Source organism: Pseudomonas sp. TH15, from assembly GCF_016651105.1.
Lineage (GTDB): Bacteria > Pseudomonadota > Gammaproteobacteria > Pseudomonadales > Pseudomonadaceae > Aquipseudomonas.
In genome coordinates, this window is record NZ_JAEKEL010000001.1 from 2906581 (window position 1) to 2931225 (window position 24645).

The following is a 24645-nucleotide window of genomic DNA, read 5'->3' on the forward strand; positions in this document are numbered from 1 at the left end:
TTTTTGAATGTCGCAGAAATTTGACGTAGTAGTGATCGGCGCGGGCCCTGGCGGCTACGTAGCTGCCATCAAAGCAGCGCAACTGGGTCTCACCACTGCCTGCATCGAGAAATACACCGACAAGGAAGGCAAACTGGCCTTGGGCGGTACTTGCCTGAACGTCGGCTGCATTCCTTCCAAGGCGCTGCTGGACAGCTCCTGGAAATACAAGGAAGCCAAAGAAGGCTTCGCGATCCACGGTATCAATCACGCTGGCGTGACCATGGACGTGGCTGCAATGGTTGGCCGTAAAGCCAACATCGTCAAAGGCCTGACCTCTGGCGTTGCAACCCTGTTCAAGGCTAACGGCGTTACTTCCCTGCAAGGCCACGGCAAACTGCTGGCCGGCAAGAAAGTTGAACTGACCAAGCCAGACGGCACCGTTGAAATCATCGAAGCCGAGAACGTGATTCTGGCGTCGGGCTCGCGTCCGATCGACATTCCACCGGCTCCGGTTGACCAGAATGTGATCGTCGATTCGACTGGCGCGCTGGAATTCCAAACCGTACCTAAGCGTCTGGGCGTGATCGGCGCTGGCGTGATCGGTCTGGAACTGGGTTCGGTATGGTCCCGCCTGGGCTCCGAAGTCGTGGTTCTGGAAGCGCTGGAGAAGTTCCTGCCTGCAGCTGACGAAGCGGTTTCCAAAGAAGCTTACAAAACCCTGACCAAACAAGGTCTGGACATCAAGCTGGGCGCTCGCGTTACCGGTTCCAAAGTGAACGGCGACGAAGTCGTTGTGAACTACACCGATACCAACGGTGAACAGAGCATCACGTTCGACAAGCTGATCGTTGCCGTTGGTCGCCGCCCAGTGACCACCGAGCTGCTGGCAGCTGACAGCGGCGTTAACATCGACGAACGTGGCTTCGTTTTCGTTGACGACCAGTGCGCAACCAGCGTTCCGGGCGTTTTCGCAATCGGTGACGTGGTTCGCGGCATGATGCTGGCGCACAAGGCGTCCGAAGAAGGCATCATGGTTGTAGAGCGCATCAAGGGCCACAAAGCCCAGATCAACTATGACCTGATCCCGTCTGTTATTTATACTCACCCGGAAATCGCGTGGGTCGGTAAAACCGAGCAAGCCTTGAAAGCTGAAGGCGTTGAAGTTAACGTCGGCACTTTCCCGTTCGCAGCCAGTGGCCGTGCCATGGCAGCCAACGATACCGGCGGTTTCGTGAAAGTCATTGCTGATGCCAAGACTGACCGCGTATTGGGCGTCCATGTGATTGGCCCGAGCGCTGCAGAACTGGTTCAGCAGGGCGCAATCGGCATGGAATTCGGCACCAGTGCCGAAGACCTGGGCATGATGGTTTTCTCCCATCCGACCCTGTCCGAAGCCCTGCACGAAGCTGCTCTGGCAGTGAATGGCGGCGCCATTCACATCGCCAACCGCAAGAAGCGTTAAGACAAGACAATAAGAAACCACGGCGGAAGGCCCGTCGTGAGCCTTGCGTGCAAGACTCACCGCGGAATGTCCGCCGGACGCAGCCTTGCGTAGTCTCACCGGTTATCCGGAACACCTACGCAAGCAGCAGTCACAGGTGGTGCGGCACTTGATCGAGTGCAGCACCGAATGCGCAGTACCTAACGAAGACGGTAATAAGCATGAATCTTCACGAGTATCAGGGTAAGCAGCTGTTCGCTGAATACGGCCTGCCAGTATCCCAGGGTTTCGCCGTAGACACCCCGGAAGCAGCAGCAGAAGCGTGCGACAAAATCGGCGGGACCGAATGGGTTGTCAAAGCCCAGGTTCACGCAGGTGGTCGCGGTAAAGCGGGCGGCGTTAAGCTGGTTCGCAGCAAAGAAGACGCCAAAGCATTCGCTCAACAGTGGTTGGGCAAGCGTCTGGTGACTTACCAGACTGATGCCAATGGTCAGCCAGTCACCAAGATCCTGGTTGAATCGTGCACTGATATCGCTAAAGAGCTGTACCTGGGCGCTGTCGTTGACCGTTCGAGCCGTCGCATCGTGTTCATGGCTTCCACCGAAGGTGGCGTGGACATCGAGAAAATCGCTCACGACACCCCTGAGAAAATCCTCAAGGCCACTATCGATCCACTGGTTGGCGCTCAGCCATTCCAGGGTCGCGAGCTGGCATTCCAGCTGGGTCTGGAAGGCAAGCAAGTTGCTCAGTTCGCCAAGATCTTCGTAGGTCTGGCCAAGCTGTTCAAGGATCACGACCTGGCTCTGCTGGAAGTGAACCCGCTGGTGATCAAGGCTGACGGCGATCTGCATTGCCTCGACGCCAAGATCAACATCGACGCCAACGCCATGTACCGTCAGCCTAAGCTGAAAACTTTCCACGATCCGTCGCAAGACGATCCGCGCGAAGCGCACGCTGCCAAGTTCGAACTGAACTACGTAGCACTGGAAGGCAACATCGGTTGCATGGTCAACGGTGCTGGCCTGGCCATGGGTACCATGGACATCGTCAACCTGCATGGCGGCAAACCAGCCAACTTCCTCGACGTGGGCGGCGGTGCTACCAAAGAACGCGTTACCGAAGCGTTCAAGATCATCCTGTCCGACACTAACGTCGCTGCAGTATTGGTCAACATCTTCGGCGGCATCGTTCGTTGCGACATGATTGCCGAAGGCATCATCGGTGCAGTGAAAGAAGTCGGCGTGAAAATCCCGGTTGTTGTTCGCCTTGAAGGTAACAACGCTGAACTGGGCGCTAAAGTACTGGCAGAAAGCGGTTTGAACATCATCGCTGCTACCAGCCTGACCGACGCTGCTCAACAAGTTGTCAAAGCTGCGGAGGGCAAATAATGAGCGTCCTGATCAATAAAGACACCAAAGTTATCTGCCAGGGTATTACCGGTTCGCAAGGTAGTTTCCACACCCAGCAAGCCATCGAATACGGCACCAAGATGGTTGGTGGCGTTACTCCTGGTAAGGGCGGCACCGAGCACCTGGGTCTGCCAGTGTTCAACACCGTGAAAGACGCTGTAGCTGCCACTGGCGCCACCGCCAGCGTGATCTACGTTCCAGCTCCTTTCTGCAAAGACTCCATCCTGGAAGCAGCATTCGGCGGCATCAAGCTGATCGTTTGCATCACTGAAGGCATTCCTACCCTGGACATGCTGGATGCCAAGGTCAAGTGCGACGAACTGGGCGTAGTCCTGATCGGTCCTAACTGCCCAGGCGTGATCACTCCAGGCGAATGCAAGATCGGCATCATGCCAGGTCACATTCACTTGCCAGGCAAGGTCGGTATCGTTTCCCGTTCCGGCACCCTGACCTACGAAGCTGTTAAGCAGACTACTGACGCCGGTTTCGGTCAGTCGACTTGCGTCGGCATCGGCGGTGACCCGATCCCGGGTTCGAACTTCATCGACATCCTGAAGCTGTTCCAGGAAGACCCGAAGACCGAAGCGATCGTAATGATCGGTGAGATCGGCGGTTCGGCTGAAGAAGAAGCGGCTGCCTACATCAAGGCACACGTGACCAAGCCGGTTGTTTCCTACATCGCTGGTGTGACTGCCCCTGCTGGCAAGCGCATGGGCCATGCTGGCGCAATCATCTCTGGCGGCAAGGGCACTGCAGACGAGAAGTTTGCTGCCCTGGAAGACGCAGGCGTTAAAACCGTGCGTTCGCTGGCAGACATCGGCAAGGCTTTGTCCGAGCTGACCGGTTGGGCTGTCAAGTAAGCCTCGCGCTTAGCTGACGCTTCACCAAACAAAGGCCACCTTCGGGTGGCCTTTGTTGTTTCCGGGATTTGAGCCATTCGCAGGGTTTTTGTGGCGAGGGGGCTTGCCCCCGTTGGGTTGCGAAGCGACCCCAAAACAGGCGATTGCGTTACGTCAGGTAGATCACATTTGTTTGATTTGCGACTACTTCGCAGCCGAACGGGGGCAATCCCCTCGCCACAGGATCCTGTGAAGGTAAATTAGATATGTAAACGCGACATCGAAATGTCGCGTATCGGATACTTCGCCCCCTAACAGTGCGTTTGTCGTGCAAATTCGTTAGGCTAGCAGCCATTTTTGCGTCCGCTGCCCACAAGGTCGCTACGCGCTAAACGGGTTGGTCCTATACAGACCGACAGCATTTCCCTCACCCATAGGGAAATCCCTCTCTAAATTCCGATTCAGTAGTGTGGTATTTCCTTAATGAAAGTGTTGAAAGGCCAGGACATCCTGGCACTTGGTTTTATGACGTTTGCCCTGTTTGTCGGGGCCGGCAACATCATCTTCCCGCCTATCGTCGGTTTGCAGTCCGGGCCTCATGTCTGGATGGCGGCGCTGGGTTTTCTGATCACTGCAGTCGGTCTGCCGGTGATCACCGTTGTCGCCCTGGCCAAGGTCGGTGGGGCAATGGATGCGTTGAGCAGCCCGATCGGTAAAGTCGCTGGTGGCCTGTTGGCCGCGGCGTGCTACCTGGCTGTCGGCCCGCTGTTTGCGACGCCGCGCACCGCCACCGTGTCCTTCGAAGTAGGCCTGGCGCCGCTGACCGGTGAGAGCCCGCTGGCGCTGTTCCTCTACAGCTCGGTGTACTTCCTGTTGGTGTTCTTTATCTCGCTGTATCCGGGCCGCCTGCTGGATACCGTAGGACGTTTCCTTGCGCCGCTGAAGATCATCGCCCTGGCCGTGCTCGGCATCGCCGCGTTCGCCTTGCCGGCCGGTGATATCGGCGTGGCCACGCCTGAATATGTGGCGGCACCGTTCTCTCAAGGGTTTATCAATGGTTACCTGACCATGGATACCCTGGGTGCTCTGGTGTTCGGCATCGTTATCGTTAACGCGATCCGCTCCCGTGGCGTCGAGTCGCCAGCGTTGATCACCCGTTACGCGATCATTGCCGGTTTGATTGCCGGCGTCGGTCTGGCGCTGGTGTACGTCAGCCTGTTCCGCCTCGGTTCGGGCAGCCATGAAGTGGCCGCCGGTGCCGCGAATGGTGCGGCCGTCCTGCACGCCTACGTGCAGCACACCTTCGGTTCGCTGGGCAGCGGTTTCCTGGCGGTGTTGATCTCGTTGGCCTGCCTGGTGACTGCGGTCGGCCTGACTTGCGCCTGCGCCGAATACTTCAGCCGGGTGTTGCCTCTGTCCTACAAGACACTGGTCATCATCCTGGCGGTGTTCTCGCTGTTTGTGTCCAACCTGGGCCTCACCAAGCTGATCGCGTTCTCGATCCCGGTGCTGACCGCGATCTACCCGCCGTGCATCGTCCTGGTCGCCCTGAGCTTCTGCAAAGACTTCTGGCGTGAACAGGGCCGCATCGTTGGCCCGGTGATGCTGGTGTCGTTCATTTTCGGCATGATCGACGCGCTTAAAGGTGCCGGTCTGGCGGACTGGATGCCGACGCAGCTGTCGCACCTGCCGTTGAGCGAACAAGGTCTGGCCTGGCTGGTGCCGTCGGTCATGACCCTGGTAGTGGCCGCCGTTTGCGATCGCATGCTCGGCAAGCGCGCCGAAGCCCTGGCTTAAACCTGACCGTCCGCCACAAGCGGGCAGCAGGCCAAAACAGAAATGCCCCGTATCAATCGATACGGGGCATTTTTTATGGGCGTGAGGCAGTGTCTTTTTCCGTCAGCTAGCGTCGAAGGGTTGCATCGCTTTTTGTAGGAGCGAAGCTTGCTCGCGAAGGCGGCGGTACATTCAACATTGATGTTGACTGACACACCGCTTTCGCGAGCAAGCTTTGCTCCTACAGGTCACGTATTCAAAGGAATTGCATGTCGTTCATCCACGCCAACCTGATCCACCTTCTCGCCGCGCTCTGGTTTGTCATCTGCTGGGGCGGCTACACCCGTTATGCGACGTGGAAGGGCCGTGATACCGCGTGCCTGGCCAGCGTGCTGCATCTGTACCGCGAAGACTGGATGCGCCGCATGCTGCTGCGTGACAACCGCATCGCCGATGCCAGCGTGATCGGCAACCTGGAACGCAACGCCTCGTTTTTCGCCTCCAGCACCTTGATTATCCTGGCGGGTATTCTCACCCTACTCGGCGCCTCCGAAAGGGCTGTGTCGTTGCTGGCAGACATTCCCATGGTCCAGCAGGCTTCTCAGGGTATGTCGGAGATCAAGTTGCTGTGTCTGGCGATGGTGTTTGTCTACGCGTTCTTCACCTTCAGTTGGTGCATGCGTCAGTACAACTTCGCGGCCGTGCTAGTTGGCTCGGCACCGATGATCGGCGAGCGGCATGTTTCCGAGCAGGAGCGTAAAGCCTTCGCCGCACGTGCGGCGCGGGTGATCTCGATGGCGGCCAACCAGTTCAACTTCGGCCTGCGCTCTTACTACTTCGGCATGACCATGCTGGCCTGGTTCGTCAGCCCATGGCTGTTCATGTTGATGAGCACCGGCGTGGTGCTGGTGTTGTATCGTCGGGAGTTTCACTCCGACGTTCTCGACGTGATGGTCTATACCCCTACAGAGGCGCCATTGCCCGAAGCCAACAAAGAGGCCGCTTGATGAGTATTCCGTTCTGGTGTGTGTTTATCAGTGCATTGCTGATTTACGTGGCCCGCATGCCCGTGGCCAAAGCCATGAAAGAGCAGGGCGGTTACAACAATCACCTGCCACGCCAGCAACAGGCGCAACTAACCGGTTTGGGCGCCCGTGCATTGGCGGCTCACCAGAACAGTATCGAAGCCTTCATCTTGTTTGCAGTGGGCGTGTTGATGGCGCACACCACGCAAACGGCGGGGTGGCTGATCGACTCGCTGGCGATCATCTTTGTGGTCGCGCGCATTCTCTATTTGTTGTGCTATCTGGCGGATATACCAAAGCTGCGCAGTTTGGTCTGGATCGTCGGGTTAGTCTGTTCGTTATTGCTGATGATTAGTCCGACTTTTAAAACCGTTTTGCTCTAACGCAGCAAATAACAGGCAAAAGAAAACCCGCACTTGGCGGGTTTTCTTTTCTCTGCATCAAGAGGCAAATTATTGCTTCTTGGCAGCTTCGTCTTGTGCAGCCTGGTTCGATTCAGCCTGATCTTTGGCGGCTTCGGCGTTTTCTTTCGCCGCGTCGTTCACTTTATCCTGAGCTTCGTTCATTTTTTGCTGGGCTTGCTCAGCATGTTGGTTAGCATCTTGAGCTTTGTCCTCGGATTTTTTATCGCAAGCAGCGAGACCGAGGGAAGCGGTCAACATCAAGGCAATAGCTAAAGTCTTACGCATGGGGTGTTTCTCCTTATGGAAAATATCTACTGGCCTTTCGAGCACAACCGCCGACGATAAGTTCCTCATTTCATACAGATATATATGTTTTTAACGATACGGAACTTTTGCCTGATTCACCTGAGGCTTTGGCTGGATACTAAGAAGAGATTTACCTAATGGCCGACAACCCCATTTTTGAGCGTGCAACACGATTTCTATCGGCACTGCGACATTGTCAGGTACTCGGTTTACGCGTGCACAGCGCAAGCAATGAAGGGCTGACAGTGATCCTGCCCTACAGCCCGCAAATTGTCGGAAACCCGCAAACCGGTGTCATCCATGGTGGCGCCCTGACGTCGCTGATGGACACCGCGTGCGGCATGTCCACCCTGTGCGTGTTGCCGGAATTCGAAGTCTGCCCGACCCTCGATTTGCGCATTGACTACATGCACGCGGCCCAGCCGCATAAGGATGTCTACGGTTTCGCCCAGTGTTACCGGGTGACCACTGACGTGATCTTCGCCCGAGGCTTTGCCTACCAGGACGACCCCGAGCACCCCATCGCCCACGTGGTCGGCACTTTTATGCGCATGGGCAAGGGCATCAAAGGCACTAAAGGCTTTGGCGGCACGATCGCCGGAGGTGCGAAATGACCGATTCGTTCAAGGAACAACTTCAACAGGCCCACGCGCAAGGGGACTACGCCTCGCTGCTACACCTGATCCCGTACGCCAAGTTGATTGGTGTCGAGTGTTCGCGAGTCGGGGATGAGTTGCTGTTCCGCTTGCCGGCCAACAAGGACAACATTGGTAACCCTTTATTGCCGGCGATCCATGGCGGCGTGATCGCCGGGTTCATGGAGCTGTCGGCGGCACTGCACCTGTTGATCTTCACCGGCTCGCCCGGTGTGCCGAAGATTATCGACTTCTCCCTCGACTATCTGCGCGCCGGGCAATTTCGCGATACCTGGGCGCGTTGCCAGGTTTGCCGCCAGGGGCGGCGGGTGGCCAACGTGGCGATAACGGCCTGGCAAACCACCGAAGCCGAGCCGATTGCCACGGCCCGGGGGCATTTCAAAATTGAAGACCCCTTGAAATCCTGAACTCAGCCCCAAACTCTGATGACAACCCGCCGCCGACCCTTCAGGTCGCGGCCACTGCCATCTGATTGGAGTTTGATGACCATGAGTGTGGAAACTCAAAAGGAAACCCTGGGCTTCCAGACCGAGGTGAAGCAACTGCTGCACCTCATGATCCATTCGCTGTATTCCAACAAGGAAATCTTCCTTCGCGAATTGATCTCGAACGCCTCTGACGCTGTCGACAAATTACGTTTCGAAGCCCTGTCCAAGCCTGAGTTGCTGGAAGGTGGCGCCGAACTGAAAATCCGTGTGAGCTTCGACAAAGACGCCAAAACCGTCACCCTCGAAGACAACGGTATCGGCATGAGCCGTGAAGAAGCGATCACCCACTTGGGGACCATCGCCAAATCCGGTACGGCCGATTTCATGAAGCACCTGTCCGGCGATCAGAAAAAAGATTCGCACCTGATCGGTCAGTTCGGTGTGGGCTTCTACTCTGCATTCATCGTCGCCGACAAAGTCGACGTGTTCAGCCGTCGTGCCGGTGATGCTGCCAGCGAAGGCGTGCACTGGGCGTCCAAGGGTGAAGGCGAGTTCGAAGTCGCCACCGTTGAGAAAGCCGAGCGTGGCACCCGTATCGTCCTGCACCTGAAGGCTGCTGAAGACGAATTCGCCGATGGCTGGCGTCTGCGCAACATCATCAAGAAATACTCCGACCACATCGCTCTGCCGATCGAGTTGCCGAAAGAAGCGGCAGCCGCTGAAGGCGAAGAGCAGCCAGCCGTTGAATGGGAAACCGTCAACCGCGCCAGCGCCCTGTGGACCCGTCCTCGCACTGAAGTGAAGGATGAGGAATACCAGGAGTTCTACAAACACATCGCCCACGATTTCGAGAACCCGCTGAGCTGGACCCATAACAAGGTCGAAGGCAAGCTGGAATACACCTCGCTGCTCTACGTGCCGACCCGCGCTCCGTTCGACCTGTACCAGCGTGAAGCGCCGAAAGGCCTGAAGCTGTACGTGCAGCGTGTGTTCGTGATGGATCAGGCCGAGTCGTTCCTGCCGCTGTACCTGCGCTTCATTAAAGGTGTGGTCGATTCCAACGACCTGTCGCTGAACGTGTCGCGGGAAATCCTGCAGAAAGACCCGATCATCGATTCCATGAAGTCGGCGCTGACCAAGCGCGTACTCGACATGCTGGAAAAACTGGCGAAGAACGAGCCCGAGCAATACAAAGGCTTCTGGAAAAACTTCGGTCAGGTCATGAAAGAAGGCCCGGCTGAAGATTTCGCCAACAAAGAAAAAATCGCAGGCCTGCTGCGCTTTGCATCCACCAACGGTGATGAAGGCGAGCAAGTGGTCGGTCTGGCTGAATACCTGGCCCGCGCCAAGGAAGGTCAGGACAAGATCTACTACCTGACCGGCGAAACCTACGCGCAGGTCAAGAACAGCCCGCACCTGGAAGTCTTCCGCAAGAAAGGCATCGAAGTGCTGCTGCTGACCGACCGTATCGACGAGTGGCTGATGAGCTACCTCAGCGAGTTCGACGGCAAGAGCTTTGTCGACGTGGCGCGCGGTGACCTCGATCTGGGCAACCTGGATTCGGAAGAAGACAAGAAAGCCGCGGAAGAAGTCGCCAAGTCCAAAGAAGGTTTGGTTGAACGTCTGAAAACTGCACTGGGCGACTCGGTTGCTGAAGTGCGGGTTTCCCACCGTCTGACCGATTCCCCGGCGATCCTGGCCATCGGCGAGCAGGACCTGGGCTTGCAGATGCGTCAGATCCTCGAAGCCAGCGGGCAGAAGGTGCCGGATTCGAAGCCGATCTTCGAATTCAACCCGGCTCACCCACTGATCGAGAAGCTTGACGCTGAGCAGAGTGACGAGCGCTTTGGCGATCTGTCGCACATCCTGTTCGATCAGGCGGCCCTGGCGGCTGGTGATAGCTTGAAAGACCCGGCGGCCTACGTGCGCCGTCTCAACAAGCTGTTGGTTGAACTGTCGGTTTAACTGAGTTGTACAAAAACCCGCTTCGGCGGGTTTTTTTATTCTTGAGTCTTAGGAGTCTGAAATGAGCCAAGTCACTGTGCGTTCCGTGGTCTATCAACTGGATGGCCAATCTTACGAAAGCCGTCTGGCCTTTGATGCCGACCATAAAGGGCCACGTCCGGGTCTGTTGATGGCACCGAACTGGATGGGCGTCAGCGCTGGCGCCGAAGAAATCGCCAAGTCGGTGGCGGCCAAGGGTTACGTGGTGTTGCTTGCTGACCTTTACGGCCAGTCGGTTCGCCCGCAGAACGGCGATGAGGCGGCCGCGGCGATGATGCCGTTGAAGAATGACCGCGCATTGCTGCGCAAGCGCATGGCGGCAGCGTTCGAGCAATTGCAGACTCAGGGCGAGGCGGCGGTCGATACCTCGAAGCTGGCGACCTTCGGTTTCTGCTTTGGCGGTTGCTGCGCGCTGGAACTGGCTCGCACCGGTGCGCCGGTGAAAGCGGCGGTCTCGTTCCATGGCTCGCTGGATACACCGAACGTGAACGATGCGAAAAACATCAAGGGCTCGGTGTTGGTGCTGCACGGTGCGTCCGATCCGCTGGTGCCAAAAGAGCAATTGCCGGCGTTTGAAGATGAAATGAACGCGGCGGGCGTGGATTGGCAGCTGCTGAGCTACGGCGGTGCGGTTCACTCGTTTACCGATCCGCATGCGAACGTGCCGGGCAAGATGATGTATGACGCGAAAACGGCCACTCGGGCGTTTGTGTCGATGCATAACTTGCTGGATGAAGTCTTTAAAGGCTGATTGCTGCTTTTTGCCCTGACATCGTTGGTGTTAGTGCTGGCCTCATCGCGAGCAGGCTCGCTCCCACATTGGAATGCATTCCCCTGTGGGAGCGAGCCTGCTCGCGAAAGCGGTTTAACTGATGCTGAAGACCTTAAGGCAGTTCGATCCGCTCACTTTCCCCCGGCACCGTCGGCCAATCCCCGGCCGCCCAGCGTCGCCTCGCTTCATCGATCAGCGCCGGATCGCTCGCGACAAAGTTCCAGTTGATCCGCCGTGGCCCATCCAGCGGCGCACCGCCGAACAACACGGCGTGGCAGTCGCTCTCGGCAAACAACGTCATCTCTTCCCCGACCGGCAACACCACCAGCGAATGCGGTTCTACCGGCTCGCCGTCGAGTTGTACCTCGCCATCCAGCACATACAGTGCTCGCTCTTCATGCTCGGTCGGAATCAGCAAGGTCGTCGCGGTTTGCAGGTTCAATTCGGCGTACAGCGTAGGAGAAAGCACCGGCACCGGCGATTCCAGGCAAAAGCCTGTCCCGGCAATCATCCGGATCTTCACGCCGAGGTTATCGCTGACCGGCAACGTGGGCGCAGGGTGATGGCTGTAGTGCCCCGGACCTTGTTCATGATCCTTGGGCGAGGCGAGCCAGATCTGCACGCCGTGCATCGTGAAGCCGCTATTTTTCAGCGCCTCGGGCGTGCGTTCAACGTGGGCAATCGCGCTGCCCGCCGTCATCCAACTCACATCGCCGGTGCTCACCACCTGATCAGAACCGAGGCTGTCCTTGTGCTGGATCTGCCCCTGGAACAAATAGGTGAGGGTCGACAGACCGATGTGCGGGTGTTGTCGGATGTTCATGCCTTTACCCGGCGGATAACGGGTTTCGAGCATGTGGTCGAAAAACACGAAAGGCCCGACGCTGCGGCATTTGGCTGACGGCAACGGACGAAGAATCGGTTGACCTTCGACATCTTCGGCGCGGGGGCTGATCACGAGTGGAGTGTTCATGCTGCATTCCAGGCTGAGCGGGTAATGCGTGGAGCATAACCCGCTTGCACTGCCCTTGCCGCTATTGGCTGAAGGCGCCTTCGGACAGGTGGGTCTCGATGCTGACCTCGGTGGTGGTCATCAGTTTGTGCACCGGGCAACGGTCGGCAACGCGGTGCAACTCCTCGCGCTGGGCGTCAGTGAGCACACCCTTGAGGGTCAGTTTGACGTGCAGGGCGTATTTGCCTTTCTGCTCCTCACTGTTGTCGCGTTTGACCTCGACCGTAACGCCGGTCAGCGGGATGTCCTTCTTCTTGGCGTACATCTTCAGGGTCAGGGCCTTGCAGGCACCGAGGGCGGCGTCGAAGTAGTCGTGAGGCTCCGGCGCCGAGCCTTCGCCGCCGGCGGAGGTGGGCACATCGGCAAACAGTTCGTGGTCGTCGATCTGGACGCTGTGACGAAAGCCTTCACTGGAAACGGTATTGACGGTAACAGTCATGGGAAACCTCATCGGCAGTAGGAAAAGTCATTCGATCAAAATTGGACCCTGAAGGTATAGAGCATGCGTGCTGTGGCGCGTTCCCAAAAAGATCGCAGCCTTCGCCCACAGGGCGGAGCTGCCGAAGGCTCGGGCCGCGTTCGGACGATCTTTTGATTTTGCTTGGCTCGGCTGAATCGTTACCGCCCGTTGATCGAAGTATTAAGGCGTTTTGATATCACGTTTTGGTCTTACGCAAAATTTCTGCGGGCCGATACCGTCTAAAGCAACCCGCTGCAGGGATATGCAGTGCCTAATTGGAAGGAACCAGAGCAATGAGTATCCGAAGTCTCAATATTGCGCCGCGCGCGGGGCTGGGTTTTGGCCTGCTGGCGTTGATGGTGTTCGGGTTGGGGGCGTTCGCCCTGCAACAGATGTCGAACATGCGCGCCGAGTCCGATCAGGTCGATAACAACTGGCTGCCCAGCGTGATGGCGGTGGGGGAGATGAGTCAGGACATGCTTCGCTTGCGCGCCCTGACCATGCGCCTGTTGATTAACCGTGATCCCCAGGCGCTGGCGCAGAACGTCAGCAAACTCAATGAACTCAAAGGCACGCTGGGCGACGCTCAACAGCGCTATGACGCGTTGATCGTGCTGCCGGAGGAGCGCTCGCTGTTTGATCGCTTCAAAATGTCTGAGCAACAGTACCTGCAATTTCAGGGGCAAGTGATGACCCTGTCCGCCCAAGGGCAGGTCGACGACGCGGCGGTCATCGTCAATGGCGAGATGAGCCCGCTGGCCGATGAAATCGCGGTGGTCCTGCGCGAACTGGTCGAGATGAATAAGCACAACGCCAACCTCGCCACTGAAGCCGCACGGCTGGTGTTCATCAATTCGCGAGTGTGGGTCGGGGTGATGATCGGCGTTACCGCGCTGATCACCATTGGTCTGGCGCTACTCCTGACTCGAAGCATTGTGCTGCCGTTGGCGCAGTCGCTGGGCGTGGCGGAAGTGGTGGCGGGTGGCGATCTGACCGGCGACATAAGCATCACCGGCAAAGACGAGCCGGCGCGGCTGCTGCATGCGCTCAAGAGCATGCAGCAAAGCCTGCGCGAGACCATTCGACAGATTTCCGATTCCTCCAGCCAATTGGCCTCGGCCTCGGAAGAACTCAGTTGCGTCACCGAGGACGCCACCCGTGGCTTGCATCAGCAAAGTCTGGAAATCGAGCAGGCCGCGACGGCGGTCAACCAGATGACGGCGGCGGTGGAAGAGGTGGCGAGCAACGCGGTGGCCACCTCCGAAGCATCCCGTGAGTCTGACCGGATCGCCCAGCATGGTCGTGAGCAGGTGCATCAGACGGTATTGTCGATTGAGTCTCTGGCGGACGATGTCACCGCCAATGCGACCCAGGTCGAGGATCTGGCGCAGAAGGTTTATGGCATCAGCAAGGTGCTGGACGTGATTCGCTCGATCGCCGAGCAGACCAATCTGCTGGCCTTGAACGCGGCGATCGAAGCAGCGCGTGCCGGCAATGCCGGACGCGGCTTCGCCGTGGTGGCGGATGAAGTGCGGGCGCTGGCCCACCGGACGCAGCAGTCGACCCAGGAAATCGAGCAGATGATCAGCGGTATCCAGCAGGGTACCGACTCAGCCGTCAGCTCGATGCAGCAGAGCAATAGTCGGGCGCGCTCGACCCTGGAAGTAGCGAAAGCAGCGGGCGTTGCGCTGGAGGAGATTGCCTCGGCGTTCACCTTGATCAACGAGCGCAACATCGTGATCGCCAGTGCCTCGGAGGAGCAAGCGGCTGTGGCGCGGGAAGTGGATCGCAACCTGATGAATATCCGTGACCTGGCGTTGCAGACCTCGGCCGGGGCGAACCAGACCAGTGCTGCGAGTCAGGAGTTGTCGCGGTTGGCGGTGGACTTGCACACCATGGTGGCGCGGTTTTCGGTTTAGCCCGTCTGTTGAGCGCAACACTGAACTCTGTGGGAGCGAGCTTTTGTGGCGAGGGAGCTTGCTCCCGTTGGACTGCGCAGCAGTCCCGCTCTTTTGGGGCCGCTTCGCAGCCCAGCGGGAGCAAGCTCCCTCGCCACAGGTTATCTATTGTTCATTCAGTTGCATTACTCCCCGACAAATCATCAGGCAAAAAAAAGCCCCGCAATTGCGGGGCTTTTCATTTCGAGCCGGATCAGCTGCCTTTGACAGCCTTGCCATTGACCGTACCGTCCAGGAGCATGATGTTGTACTCCTTGCCGTCGGTTTCAACCTGTTGCAGACGGACCAGCAGGTAATCCCAGTCCTTGGCGAACCACATGACAGTGGTGCGCTTGGTTTGCGTCGGGTCGCGCACGCGCTCGACCTTGATCGCATCGATCTGGCCGGCCTTGGTGTCGACTTTTTCCGAACCCAGCACGCGGAAGTCGTAGGTATCGACATCACCGCCATCGACCACCTGGTAGCTCATGCTTTTCTTGCCGGCTGCCACGTCATGCTGAAGAGCAAGCTGGTAGGTGGATTTGTCGACCATACCACGGTTCAGCGGAACCTTGACCGGGTCACCACGATCAGTGCCGGTGACCATTTTTGTGGTCCAGTCGAAGTCCAGATCGGCTTTCTTGGCTTTGCCTAGGCCGCCACGTTCGAAGTGGTAGGACTGGGGCAGCAAAGTGTCCTTGTCCAGCGTCAGGGTACTTTCTTCATTCAGGCTGGCGATCATCATCGATGCCTTGAAGCTGAGTTTCCAGACGCCGTTCGCTTCCTTGGTCAGGCTGCGTTCCGCGGTGCCGCTCATTGGAAGTTGTTTCCAGTCGGCGGTGTAGCTGGCGGAGAACGGTTGAAGGTCTGCAGCCTGTGCCAGAGGCAGGGCGAACAGAGCGCAAGCGAAGAGCAGGGCGCGACGCATAAAATCTCCTAGGTTCGAATCAAGTGGCCGCTGGCCGCGAGTAACTTTTCATCCAGTAAAGCACCTTGTTCGCCGAGTGATAAACGACCTTCGGCAAACCAGCGCACAGCAATCGGGTAGATCAGGTGTTCCTGAACGTGTACCCGCTGAGCCAGACTCTGCGGCGTATCGTGCAACTCTACCGGTATTACTGCCTGTACGACCAGTGGTCCGCCATCGAGTTCCTCGGTGACGAAGTGCACGGAGCAGCCGTGCTCGGTGTCGCCGGCCTCCAGAGCGCGCTGATGAGTGTGTAACCCTTTGTATTTGGGTAGCAGCGAGGGATGGATGTTGAACAGGCGACCCTGGTAGTGCCGCACGAAGTCAGCGCTGAGAATGCGCATGAAACCGGCGAGTACCACGAGTTTGGGATTGAAGGCGTCGATCAGTTCGATCAGCGCGGCATCGAAGGCCTCGCGGCTATCGAAAGCCTTGTGATCCAGGGCGCGGGTATCGATACCCGCGTCCCTGGCGCGTTGCAGGCCGTAGGCGTCGGCGCGGTTGGAAATCACCGCAGCAATGCGGACCGGGCTGTCGCCGGTCCGCGTGCTGTCGATCAAGGCCTGCAAGTTACTGCCGGTGCCGGAGAGCAGCACCACGACATCACAGGTGGCGGACATTAATGAGCCTTGAGGTTCTTCAGTTCAACCTGAGCCGCGCCTTCGGCAGCGGTGGAGATCTGACCGATGACCCATGGCTGCTCGCCGGCTTCACGCAGAACGTTCAGAGCGGTTTCAACGTGCTCTTGAGCAACGCAGATAACCATGCCGACGCCGCAGTTCAGTACGCGGTGCATTTCGTTTTCGTCGACGTTGCCTTTCTCTTGCAGCCAGTCGAATACGGCCGGGCGAGTCCAGCTTGCCACGTCAACCACCGCCTGAGCGCCTTTTGGCAGTACGCGCGGGATGTTGTCGAGCAGGCCACCACCGGTGATGTGGGCCATGGCTTTGACGGCGCCGGTTTCTTTGATCAGCTTGAGCAGCGGCTTCACGTAGATACGGGTCGGGGCCATCAGCAGGTCGGTCAGCGGTTTGCCGTCGAGCTGAATATTTTCGATGTCTGCACCGGAGACTTCGATGATCTTGCGGATCAGCGAGTAGCCGTTGGAGTGCGGGCCGGAAGACGGCAGGGCGAGCAGGGCATCGCCGGCAGCGACTTTGGAACCGTCGATGATTTCGGATTTTTCCACGACACCGACGCAGAAGCCTGCCAGGTCGTAGTCTTCGCCTTCGTACATGCCAGGCATTTCAGCGGTTTCACCGCCGACCAGGGAGCAGCCGGACAGCTCGCAGCCTGCGCCGATGCCGGTCACGACCTGGGTCGCGGTTTCGACGTTCAGTTTGCCGGTAGCGTAGTAGTCGAGGAAGAACAGCGGCTCGGCGCCGCACACCACCAGGTCGTTGACGCACATGGCGACCAGGTCGATACCGATGCTGTCGTGCTTGTTCAGGTTCAGCGCCAGGCGCAGTTTGGTGCCGACGCCGTCAGTACCGGAAACCAGCACTGGCTGCTTGTAGCCGGCCGGGATTTCGCAGAGGGCGCCAAAACCGCCCAGGCCGCCCATGACTTCCGGGCGCGCAGTGCGCTTGGCGACGCTCTTGATGCGTTCGACCAATGCTTCACCGGCGTCGATGTCTACACCGGCGTCCTTGTAGCTCAGGGAGGGTTGCTTGCTCATGATCCAGGCCTTTAGGGGGGATTCAGGGGTAACGACCGAGTCCAGTGGGACCGCCGAAACAAACGAAGGCGAGTGCCTTGCGCGAATTTCAGGGTGCCCGGCTGTTGCCGGTCTGCGAAGGCGCGCGATTTTATCAGGCTTGAGAGGCAGCGGCCATCCTCGCGCCGACGGCAGGGCCATATCAGCGGAAATTTTTTGCAATTGAGCGACGTGGGTGCCTGTATAAGGTGTGGCAATTAACCGTCTATCGTTATCACTGTGCAAAAACTTATCGCCGCCGTGTGAATGTTTTGCAACGGCCGAGGGTCACAGCCTTGCTCAACCGGTTCACGCGGCCTGTTCCAGCCGCTCCTGTCGACGGGAATTTTCCATGCGTTTTTGTAAATTGTTGTTTGTGGGCTGTTTGTCTGTGGTCAGCCTGGCGAGTCATGCCGAAAACCTCAAAGGCCTTTATCAAGTGCGAGAGCCGGTGCACGGTCAGGCACCGGAAGAACGTGATCGCGCCACTCAGGCGGCGCTCGATACGCTGGTGCTACGCCTGACCGGCGATCCGAAAGCCCCGCAGAACCCGGGGTTGGCGGCGATTCGCAAGGATCCGCAGCAGATCATCAGTCAGTTCGGCTTTGATGCCGGACCGCCGGAAGTGCTCAAGGTCGATTTCGATCCGACGACCACCGAGCAGGCATTGCGCCGCGCCGGGTTGTCGCTGTGGGGGCCAGTCGCCCGTCGATCCTGAGCTGGTGGCTCAACGATTCGACTGAAGGTTCGAGTCTGGTCGGTGATGGCCAGGCCGCTGCGGCGCCTCTGCGTGCAGCGGCGCAACATCGCGGCTTGCCGTTGCGTTTGCCGCTGGCGGATTTGAGCGAGCAACTGGTGGCCACGGCGCCCGCGCTCGAGGGCACGGACCCTGCGCCATTGCGCGGCGCTTCGGAGCGCTACAACGCGGATGCCTTGCTTGCCGTGCATGCTCGCGAAGAAGGCGGGCAGTGGCAGGCCAAATGGCATCTGTGGCTGGGCGATCAAAAAGAGGCGGGCAGCGTGCAGGGCGCCGATCAGGCTGCCGTAGCCGACGCGGTGATGCTCGCGGTGGCCGAGCGCTTGGCGCCACGTTTTGTCGCCAAGCCTGGCGTTTCGGGTCAGCAGACTCTGGAAGTGCAGGGCATGAATCTTGAGCATTACGCAACGCTGTTGCGGTTACTCGAACCGTTCGGCGTGCGTCTGCAAAGTGTCGATGGCGATCGCATCGTGTATCGGGTCAATGGCAGTGCCGATCAGATGCGCGCGCAGTTGTCGCTGGCGAAGTTGCAGGAGCTGCCGCCCGAGGCACCGACCCCGGTCGATGCGCCGCAGCCTGCGGTTGCCGGTGCAGCACCTGTTGCGGCGCCAGCCCCGACACCTGCGGCGCCGTCGTTGCGATTCCGTTGGTAAGGTTTTCTTTCTTTATATAGAAGCATAGGGAGTTGTAGATGGCCGATACGCGGCGTTGGTTCTGGTTGGGCGGGGTGGTCCTGCTCTGCGTGTTTGTCTGGTTGTTGCATCCGATCCTGACGCCATTTTTGGTGGCGCTACTGCTGGCCTATCTGTTCGATCCGCTGGTGGATCGGCTGGAGAAGCTTGGCCTGTCTCGGACCTGGGGCGTGGTGACGGTGTTCGCGCTGTTCACTTTGATCTTCACGACGCTGCTGCTGGTGTTGGTACCGTTGCTCGCCAAGCAGTTGTTCCGCTTGTACGAGTTGGCGCCACAGATGCTGGATTGGTTGCAGCACACTGCCTTGCCGTGGGCGCAATCGAAATTCGGACTGTCGGATAATTTCTGGAAGTTCGACAAGGTCAAGGCTGCGATCAGCGAGCACATGGGCCAGACCACCGACATTGTCAGTGTGGTACTGAGTCAGGCGACCGCGTCCGGTCTGGCGCTGATTGGTTGGCTAGCCAACCTGGTGCTGATCCCGGTGGTGAGCTTCTACCTGCTGCGCGATTGGGACCTGATGATGGCCAAGATCCGCAGCCTGTTGCCTCGTGATCGCGAAGAGCGCGTGGTGTCACTGGCCGGTGAATGCCATGAAGTGCTCGGGGCATTTGTTCGCGGGCAATTGCTGGTGATGCTGGCTCTGGGCGTGATCTATGCCGCGGGCCTGATGCTGGTCGGGTTGGAGTTGGGGCTGTTGATCGGTCTTATCGCCGGTCTGGCGGCGATCGTGCCTTACATGGGGTTTGTCATCGGGATTGGCGCGGCGTTGATTGCTGGCCTGTTCCAGTTTCACGGTGACTTGTATCCGATGCTCGGCATCGTTGCGGTGTTTATGGTTGGGCAGGCACTGGAAGGCATGGTGCTGACGCCGTTGCTGGTGGGCGACCGGATCGGCCTGCACCCGGTGGCGGTGATTTTCGCGATTCTGGCCGGTGGCGAGCTGTTCGGTTTCACTGGCGTGCTGCTGGCGTTGCCGGTGGCGGCGGTGATCATGGTGCTGGTGCGTCATGTGCATGATTTGTATAAAGATTCGGATATGTACAGCGGCGTCGACGAGCCTGAGCTTTAAAGTCGACTGATCGCTTGTAGCGGGCGGCCTGGATTCTTGCCTGGTCGGCCCGCTTCTCCCTCGCGGCTGTCACATGCGCCGCCAAAGAAACTGTCATAAAACCAGTGCGTTAACGCAAACCTTTGATTTTGCTTGTGGTCTGCTGCATTGTGCGGGCTGTCTCACGGGTATAAACTTCGCAAACTTTACACAGAGGCCACTAACGGTTCCTTTGGAACTGTTCAGTCAGCATGAAACCGATTCAGCTGCCCCTAGGTGTGCGTCTGCGTGATGACGCTACCTTTATCAATTACTACCCAGGCGCCAATGCCGCTGCACTCGGCTATGTCGAGCGGCTATGCGAAGCCGACGCCGGCTGGACCGAAAGCCTGATTTACCTCTGGGGCAAGGACGGGGTAGGGCGCACGCACTTGTTGCAGGCTGCCTGCCTGCGTTTCGAGCAAATGGGCGAGCCGGCGGTGTACTTGCCGTTGGCCGAGTTGCTGGATCGCGGCATCGAAATTCTCGACAACCTCGAACAATACGAACTGGTCTGCCTCGATGATCTACAGGCCGTCGCCGGGCGAGCGGATTGGGAAGAGGCGTTGTTCCACCTGTTCAACCGTCTGCGTGACAGTGGCCGACGTCTGCTGATTGCTGCGTCGACCTCGCCGCGTGAACTGCCGGTGAAGCTGGCGGATCTCAAATCGCGCCTCACCTTGGCGTTGATCTTCCAGATGCGCCCACTGTCCGATGAAGACAAATTGCGTGCCCTGCAATTGCGTGCGTCCCGTCGCGGTTTGCACCTGACCGATGAAGTCGGGCATTTTATTTTGACCCGCGGTACTCGCAGCATGAGTGCGCTTTTCGAGCTACTTGAACGCCTCGATCAGGCCTCCCTTCAAGCTCAGCGCAAGCTGACAATTCCCTTCCTGAAAGAAACCCTCGGTTGGTAGCTAGCCCCAGTAAATAAAGGCCTGTAGCGGGTTTCGGCATATTTCAGGCGTCAGAAAATCCGCTTTCCTGCAAGGTTGCAGGCTGCGCGAATGTTTAAAATGGGCTTAAGCGCTTAGATGTAAACGAGAAACCGAGAAGTCACAAAAAGATCGATTGAATTTGCAAATGAGGTTGATAGCGGGCATAGTCTCGCCTTCTTTACAACTATCAGCCACGGTCGTGCCCATGCTAAATCGCTTCGCACCCCTCGTGCCTCTCGCACTCGTCACCCTGTTGTTTGGTTGCGCTGCTCACTCTCCAGTGTCCCAGCAAGAGCAACAACAGCAGGTTAGAAACTCTGCTACCGCCCAATCTTCCGTTCTGTATCAGGAAGAAGTGGCCACCGAAAAAGAACTGGCAGACTTCGCCGATGGCAAGTCGTACCAGCTTCCGGTTCTGGCCGACAGCATCCTCGAACGTGGTATGTCCCTGATCGGTACCCGTTACCGTTTCGGCGGTACCTCTGAAGCCGGTTTCGACTGCAGCGGCTTCATCGGCTACCTGTTTCGTGAAGAGGCCGGCATGAATCTGCCGCGCTCCACTCGCGAAATGATCAACGTGGATGCCCCGTTGGTAGCGCGCAACAAGCTCAAGCCTGGTGATTTGCTGTTCTTCGCGACCAACGGTCGTCGCGGTCGCGTCAGTCACGCCGGTATCTACCTGGGTGATGACCAGTTCATCCATTCCAGCAGCCGCAAAAGCGGTGGCGTGCGGGTTGATAGCCTGGGCGACAGCTACTGGAGCAAGACCTTCATCGAAGCCAAACGCGCACTCGCGATGGCCCCGACTGTGGTCACTGCTCGCAAGTAAGCACACTTTATGTAAGGCGAACTTAAAGTCTTACTTGAAGTTTGCCGCATAGGCGCTAGAATCCTGATCTATTATTGATGGCAAACCGCCTGCGTCCTGCGCAGGCGGTTTTCTTTTCTGTCTTTCCGGCAGAAAAAGCCGCAGCCAGATCAGGATGTTCTGCTTATGACGATGTCGGCCCGCCTCGCACTCATGTTCTTCGCAGCGCTGCTCAGCGCCTGCGCCAGCCGTCCACCGCCCTCAGCACCGGTGGTTCGCGCGCCGATTATTTTCGGTTCCTCCCAAGCATTCTCCCCGGAAGCAGAAGACGTGTTGTTTCGCGCCCTCGGCCTGGTGGGCACGCCGTATCGCTGGGGCGGCAACACACCGGATTCGGGATTCGATTGCAGTGGCCTGATCGGTTACGTCTACCGTGACGTCGCCGGCATTTCCCTGCCGCGCACCACCCGCGAGATGATCAGCATGCAAGCTGCCAATGTCGGCAAGGAAGGCCTGCAAACCGGCGACCTGATCTTCTTCGCCACCAATGGCGGCTCCCAGGTCAGCCACGCCGGGATCTACGTCGGTGAAGGCCGCTTCGTCCACGCCCCGGCCACGGGCGGCACGGTGAAGCTCGACAGCTTATCCAAAGCCTATTGGCAGAAAGCCTACCTGAGCGCCAAGCGCGTCTTGCAGCCTGAGCACCTGGCGCGTAACCCGTAGGAAAATCGCAGCAATCTTAATGTGGGAGCGGGCTTGCTCGCGAAAGCGGTGTAACAGTCAACGGAGATGTTGAATGTCATGACGCCTTCGCGAGCAAGCCCGCTCCCACATTTGTTATGTGTGTTGGCGTTGGAGGCTTATTTAGCCGCCGAAACCCGCCAAATCTTGTTCCCTACATCATCCGCCACCAGCAAATCTCCCTGCTGATCAATCACCACACCCACCGGCCGGCCCATGGCATTTTCATCCTTATCGAGGAATCCGGTCAGCACATCTACCGGCTGCCCGGTCGGCTTGCCTGCCGCGAACGGCACGAAAATCACCTTGTAGCCGCTATGCGGTTTGCGGTTCCACGAGCCGTGCTGGCCGACGAATGCGCCGTTGGTAAACGGTGCAGGCAGTTTGCTGCCTTCGGCAAAGGTGAACCCCAGCGAGGCGGTGTGCGGGCCAACGGCGTAATCCGGGGCGATGGCTTTGGCCACCAGCTCCGGGTTCTGCGGCTCGACGCGCACATCGATGTGTTGCCCGTAATAACTGAACGGCCAGCCATAAAACGCGCCGTCCTTGACCGAGGTGATGTAGTCCGGCACCAGATCACTGCCGATTTCATCCCGCTCGTTGACCGAGGTCCAGAGCGCACCGCTGTTCGGTTCCCAGTCCATGCCGTTCGGGTTGCGCAGGCCCGAGGCGAAGATCCGGTGATTGCCGGTGGCACGATCCACTTCCCAGATCGCCGCGCGACCTTCTTCGGCCGCCAGGCCATTTTCGCCGACGTTGCTGTTGGAGCCCACCGTCACGTAGAGCTTGCTGCCGTCCTTGCTGGCGATGACGTTTTTGGTCCAGTGATGGTTGATCGTGCCGCCCGGCAGATCGGTGACCTTAATGGGCTGTGACTTGATCGTCGTATCGCCGGTTTCATAGTGGAAGCGCAGCAGGCGATCCGTGTCGGCGACGTACAGGTCATTGCCGACCAGGGTCATGCCGAATGGCGAGTTGAGGTTTTCCAGGAATACCGTGCGGGTTTCGGCCACGCCATCGTGGTCCTTGTCCCGCAGCAGCGTGATGCGGTTCGGACTCGGTACGCCGGCACCAGCGCGGCCCATGACTTTCGTCATCACCCAGCCGCGAATGCCTTTGCTGTCATCGGGTTTGGGCGGTGCGTTGGTTTCGGCCACCAGCACATCGCCGTTGGGCAGCACGTAGAGCCAACGCGGGTGATCGAGGTTTTCGGCAAATGCCGCGACCTGCGTCCCTGCGGCCGCAATGGGTTTGGCGCCGGCCGGCCAGCCGATCGCCGGGGCGATGTTGACTGTCGGGATCAGGGTCTTGTTCGGTTCTGGCAGCTTGGGCGACGGTCCGGTGCCGTCCGAGACTTGCAGGCTGGAGGATTCACCACAGGCGGCGAGCCCTCCGGCGAGCGCGATGACGAGAACGAACTGAAGCTTGAGCATGCTGATCTTCTTCCCTATGAATGCATTGTCTTAATCATAGAGAAGAGAAAAGACGCGATGGTTCAACCCGTCAACCACGGGCCTCTTTGAACAGTACGGCGATACCAGGGTGATAGTTGCCGGCTTCGTTGCGCAACTTGCGATAGGCGTAAGGGAAATACCAGGCCACGGCGCAGGTGTGTTCCTTTTGCAGGTCGTCGACCATGTCCTGGAGTTCTTCCGGGGTGGCGCTGTGCTGGGCTTTTTGTGGAGCGGCGAACAGGCAGCCGAGTTTCAGGTCGCTGGCGTGGCTGATTCGCTTCGCCTCGCTGGTGATATCGGCCAGGGCTTGCGTCAGATTCAGGCTATTGACCCGTGGCCAACGCTGGGTGGCCTGAATAAAAGCGCGAGCTTCGCTGCTGGCAATCAACAAATCGGCTCGGGCATTGCGTTCGCCTTCTTCGGTCTGTTTGCGGCTCGGCGTCTGTTGCAACGTGACCATTTCGGCCATCCACGCGGCGGCCGAGAGCAGCCCGAGGTTGGCTTTTTCGTCGAACCAGTAAGGTGTGTCGTTATCGCCGCGCACGGCGTTGTAACGGTCGATACAGTCAAACCAGCGTTCCAGCAGCGGGCGCAGGAATTCCAGCTTCGGATTGCTGATGATCATGCCTTGCATGTGGCTCACCCTTGTTATTGTGTTGTGAGTTATGGCTCTTTGATATCACTGCTGGGAGTGTGGCGCAAGATTGGCGTCAGTAAATTGATCGACGGCAGTTTTTCGCTGGATGGCGCCCCGGCTTTAATTGACGCTCCACCCCCAACCCTCTAACCTTCGCGGCTTGTTTCAGGTGCTCTGTGACCGCGGTCGACAGAGTGAAACAGGGAAGCCGGTGAGTGATTTCTTCCATAGATGAAGAACCACGATCCCGGCGCTGCCCCCGCAACGGTAAATGAGAGAAAGCTGCGCCTGAGCCACTGTGTCTTAACTCGACATGGGAAGGCGCGCAGCCAGGCGTAATGCCGCTCATGAGCCCGGAGACCGGCCTGATCCATCCAGCGGCATCACGGTGGGCGATGCCAGGCTTCTTGCCA

23 protein-coding genes, 2 pseudogenes and 1 riboswitch are annotated in these 24645 nt (G+C 58.4%); of the genes and pseudogenes, 17 read left to right on the top strand and 8 right to left on the bottom strand.

Annotated elements, in window-relative coordinates; translation table 11 throughout:
• The first annotated feature begins 7 nt into the window (after window positions 1-7).
• From lpdA to JFT87_RS13220, 6 genes are all read left to right on the top strand, one after another.
• Window positions 8-1444: a dihydrolipoyl dehydrogenase gene (lpdA, locus tag JFT87_RS13195; protein ID WP_201201882.1), complete on the top strand. Its 1437-nt coding sequence runs from the start codon at window positions 8-10 to the stop codon at window positions 1442-1444.
• Window positions 1445-1644: 200 nt separating this feature from the next.
• Window positions 1645-2811, top strand: coding sequence for an ADP-forming succinate--CoA ligase subunit beta (gene sucC / locus JFT87_RS13200; RefSeq protein WP_008148602.1), 1167 nt, complete (start codon window positions 1645-1647; stop codon window positions 2809-2811).
• Entirely contained in the window at window positions 2811-3692 is an 882-nt protein-coding gene (gene sucD / locus JFT87_RS13205) for a succinate--CoA ligase subunit alpha (RefSeq protein WP_003210566.1), read from the top strand. The genes sucC and sucD overlap by 1 nt, the downstream gene beginning before the upstream one ends.
• Window positions 3693-4154: 462 nt before the next feature.
• Window positions 4155-5468 carry a branched-chain amino acid transport system II carrier protein gene (gene brnQ, locus JFT87_RS13210; RefSeq protein ID WP_201201884.1) on the top strand — a complete coding sequence of 438 codons (1314 nt, stop codon included), beginning with the start codon at window positions 4155-4157 and terminating at the stop codon, window positions 5466-5468.
• Window positions 5469-5716: 248 nt separating this feature from the next.
• A complete protein-coding gene (locus tag JFT87_RS13215; RefSeq protein WP_201201886.1) occupies window positions 5717-6454 on the top strand; it encodes a DUF599 domain-containing protein in 738 nt (245 codons plus the stop codon).
• The gene (locus JFT87_RS13220; RefSeq protein ID WP_201201887.1) at window positions 6454-6855 is read left to right on the top strand and encodes an MAPEG family protein; all 402 of its coding nucleotides are present in this window, start codon (window positions 6454-6456) and stop codon (window positions 6853-6855) included. Before JFT87_RS13215 ends, JFT87_RS13220 begins: the two co-directional genes overlap by 1 nt.
• A 69-nt stretch (window positions 6856-6924) precedes the next feature.
• On the opposite strand, the gene JFT87_RS13225 is transcribed toward JFT87_RS13220, so the two are convergent.
• The gene (locus tag JFT87_RS13225; RefSeq protein WP_102356803.1) at window positions 6925-7161 is read right to left on the bottom strand and encodes a hypothetical protein; all 237 of its coding nucleotides are present in this window, start codon (window positions 7159-7161) and stop codon (window positions 6925-6927) included.
• A gap of 158 nt (window positions 7162-7319) precedes the next feature.
• Here JFT87_RS13225 and JFT87_RS13230 point away from each other — a divergent pair, with 158 nt between their 5' ends.
• The 4 genes from JFT87_RS13230 to JFT87_RS13245 all read left to right on the top strand — a co-directional run bounded on the left by JFT87_RS13230 (window position 7320) and on the right by JFT87_RS13245 (window position 11021).
• Window positions 7320-7796, top strand: coding sequence for a PaaI family thioesterase (locus JFT87_RS13230; RefSeq protein WP_201201888.1), 477 nt, complete (start codon window positions 7320-7322; stop codon window positions 7794-7796).
• Entirely contained in the window at window positions 7793-8245 is a 453-nt protein-coding gene (locus JFT87_RS13235) for a PaaI family thioesterase (protein WP_201201889.1), read from the top strand. The genes JFT87_RS13230 and JFT87_RS13235 overlap by 4 nt, the downstream gene beginning before the upstream one ends.
• Window positions 8246-8326: 81 nt before the next feature.
• Window positions 8327-10231, top strand: a complete 1905-nt coding sequence (gene htpG / locus JFT87_RS13240) for a molecular chaperone HtpG (RefSeq protein WP_201201890.1) — start codon at window positions 8327-8329, stop codon at window positions 10229-10231.
• A 61-nt stretch (window positions 10232-10292) separates the two neighbouring features.
• The gene (locus tag JFT87_RS13245) at window positions 10293-11021 is read left to right on the top strand and encodes a dienelactone hydrolase family protein (RefSeq protein WP_201201891.1); all 729 of its coding nucleotides are present in this window, start codon (window positions 10293-10295) and stop codon (window positions 11019-11021) included.
• Window positions 11022-11154: 133 nt separating this feature from the next.
• Here the strand turns inward: JFT87_RS13245 and JFT87_RS13250 are convergent, their stop codons facing one another.
• Together JFT87_RS13250 and JFT87_RS13255 are read right to left on the bottom strand one after the other, a co-directional pair.
• Window positions 11155-12015 (bottom strand): pirin family protein, encoded by an 861-nt coding sequence (locus JFT87_RS13250; protein ID WP_201201892.1) that lies wholly within the window; start codon window positions 12013-12015, stop codon window positions 11155-11157.
• A 61-nt stretch (window positions 12016-12076) separates the two neighbouring features.
• Complete coding sequence (locus JFT87_RS13255) at window positions 12077-12493, bottom strand: OsmC family protein (RefSeq protein WP_201201893.1); 417 nt, start codon at window positions 12491-12493, stop codon at window positions 12077-12079.
• 377 nt (window positions 12494-12870) lie between these two features.
• Between JFT87_RS13255 and JFT87_RS28825 the strand changes: the two are divergent.
• Together JFT87_RS28825 and JFT87_RS13260 are read left to right on the top strand one after the other, a co-directional pair.
• Window positions 12871-13287 (top strand): annotated as a pseudogene (locus tag JFT87_RS28825) (MCP four helix bundle domain-containing protein); the annotation flags it as partial.
• Between the two features lie 24 nt (window positions 13288-13311).
• Window positions 13312-14433 carry a methyl-accepting chemotaxis protein gene (locus JFT87_RS13260; protein WP_446739732.1) on the top strand — a complete coding sequence of 374 codons (1122 nt, stop codon included), beginning with the start codon at window positions 13312-13314 and terminating at the stop codon, window positions 14431-14433.
• Between the two features lie 232 nt (window positions 14434-14665).
• On the opposite strand, the gene JFT87_RS13265 is transcribed toward JFT87_RS13260, so the two are convergent.
• From JFT87_RS13265 to purM, 3 genes are read right to left on the bottom strand one after another with little or no spacing between them, the layout of a single operon-like run.
• Window positions 14666-15379 carry a DUF3108 domain-containing protein gene (locus JFT87_RS13265; protein ID WP_201201896.1) on the bottom strand — a complete coding sequence of 238 codons (714 nt, stop codon included), beginning with the start codon at window positions 15377-15379 and terminating at the stop codon, window positions 14666-14668.
• Window positions 15380-15387: 8 nt separating this feature from the next.
• Window positions 15388-16038, bottom strand: coding sequence for a phosphoribosylglycinamide formyltransferase (gene purN / locus JFT87_RS13270; RefSeq protein ID WP_201201897.1), 651 nt, complete (start codon window positions 16036-16038; stop codon window positions 15388-15390).
• Entirely contained in the window at window positions 16038-17096 is a 1059-nt protein-coding gene (gene purM, locus JFT87_RS13275) for a phosphoribosylformylglycinamidine cyclo-ligase (protein ID WP_008148639.1), read from the bottom strand. The genes purN and purM overlap by 1 nt, the downstream gene beginning before the upstream one ends.
• 370 nt (window positions 17097-17466) lie before the next feature.
• Here purM and JFT87_RS13280 point away from each other — a divergent pair.
• The 5 genes and pseudogenes from JFT87_RS13280 (at window position 17467) to JFT87_RS13300 (ending at window position 22123) form a co-directional block, all read left to right on the top strand.
• A pseudogene (locus JFT87_RS13280) lies at window positions 17467-18524 on the top strand (DUF2066 domain-containing protein).
• A 38-nt stretch (window positions 18525-18562) separates the two neighbouring features.
• Complete coding sequence (locus tag JFT87_RS13285; RefSeq protein ID WP_201201898.1) at window positions 18563-19636, top strand: AI-2E family transporter; 1074 nt, start codon at window positions 18563-18565, stop codon at window positions 19634-19636.
• Between the two features lie 230 nt (window positions 19637-19866).
• A complete protein-coding gene (hda, locus tag JFT87_RS13290; RefSeq protein ID WP_054049492.1) occupies window positions 19867-20571 on the top strand; it encodes a DnaA regulatory inactivator Hda in 705 nt (234 codons plus the stop codon).
• 226 nt (window positions 20572-20797) lie between these two features.
• Window positions 20798-21421, top strand: coding sequence for a C40 family peptidase (locus tag JFT87_RS13295; protein WP_201201899.1), 624 nt, complete (start codon window positions 20798-20800; stop codon window positions 21419-21421).
• Between the two features lie 165 nt (window positions 21422-21586).
• Window positions 21587-22123 (top strand): C40 family peptidase, encoded by a 537-nt coding sequence (locus tag JFT87_RS13300; protein WP_201194887.1) that lies wholly within the window; start codon window positions 21587-21589, stop codon window positions 22121-22123.
• Window positions 22124-22260: 137 nt separating this feature from the next.
• On the opposite strand, the gene JFT87_RS13305 is transcribed toward JFT87_RS13300, so the two are convergent.
• Both JFT87_RS13305 and JFT87_RS13310 read right to left on the bottom strand, forming a co-directional pair.
• Window positions 22261-23574 carry a PQQ-dependent sugar dehydrogenase gene (locus JFT87_RS13305; RefSeq protein ID WP_201201900.1) on the bottom strand — a complete coding sequence of 438 codons (1314 nt, stop codon included), beginning with the start codon at window positions 23572-23574 and terminating at the stop codon, window positions 22261-22263.
• 70 nt (window positions 23575-23644) lie between these two features.
• On the bottom strand, window positions 23645-24229 hold the full coding sequence (locus tag JFT87_RS13310; protein WP_201201902.1) for a hypothetical protein: 585 nt from the start codon (window positions 24227-24229) through the stop codon (window positions 23645-23647).
• 153 nt (window positions 24230-24382) lie between these two features.
• Window positions 24383-24615: riboswitch (cobalamin riboswitch) on the top strand.
• The last annotated feature ends 30 nt before the right edge of the window (window positions 24616-24645 follow it).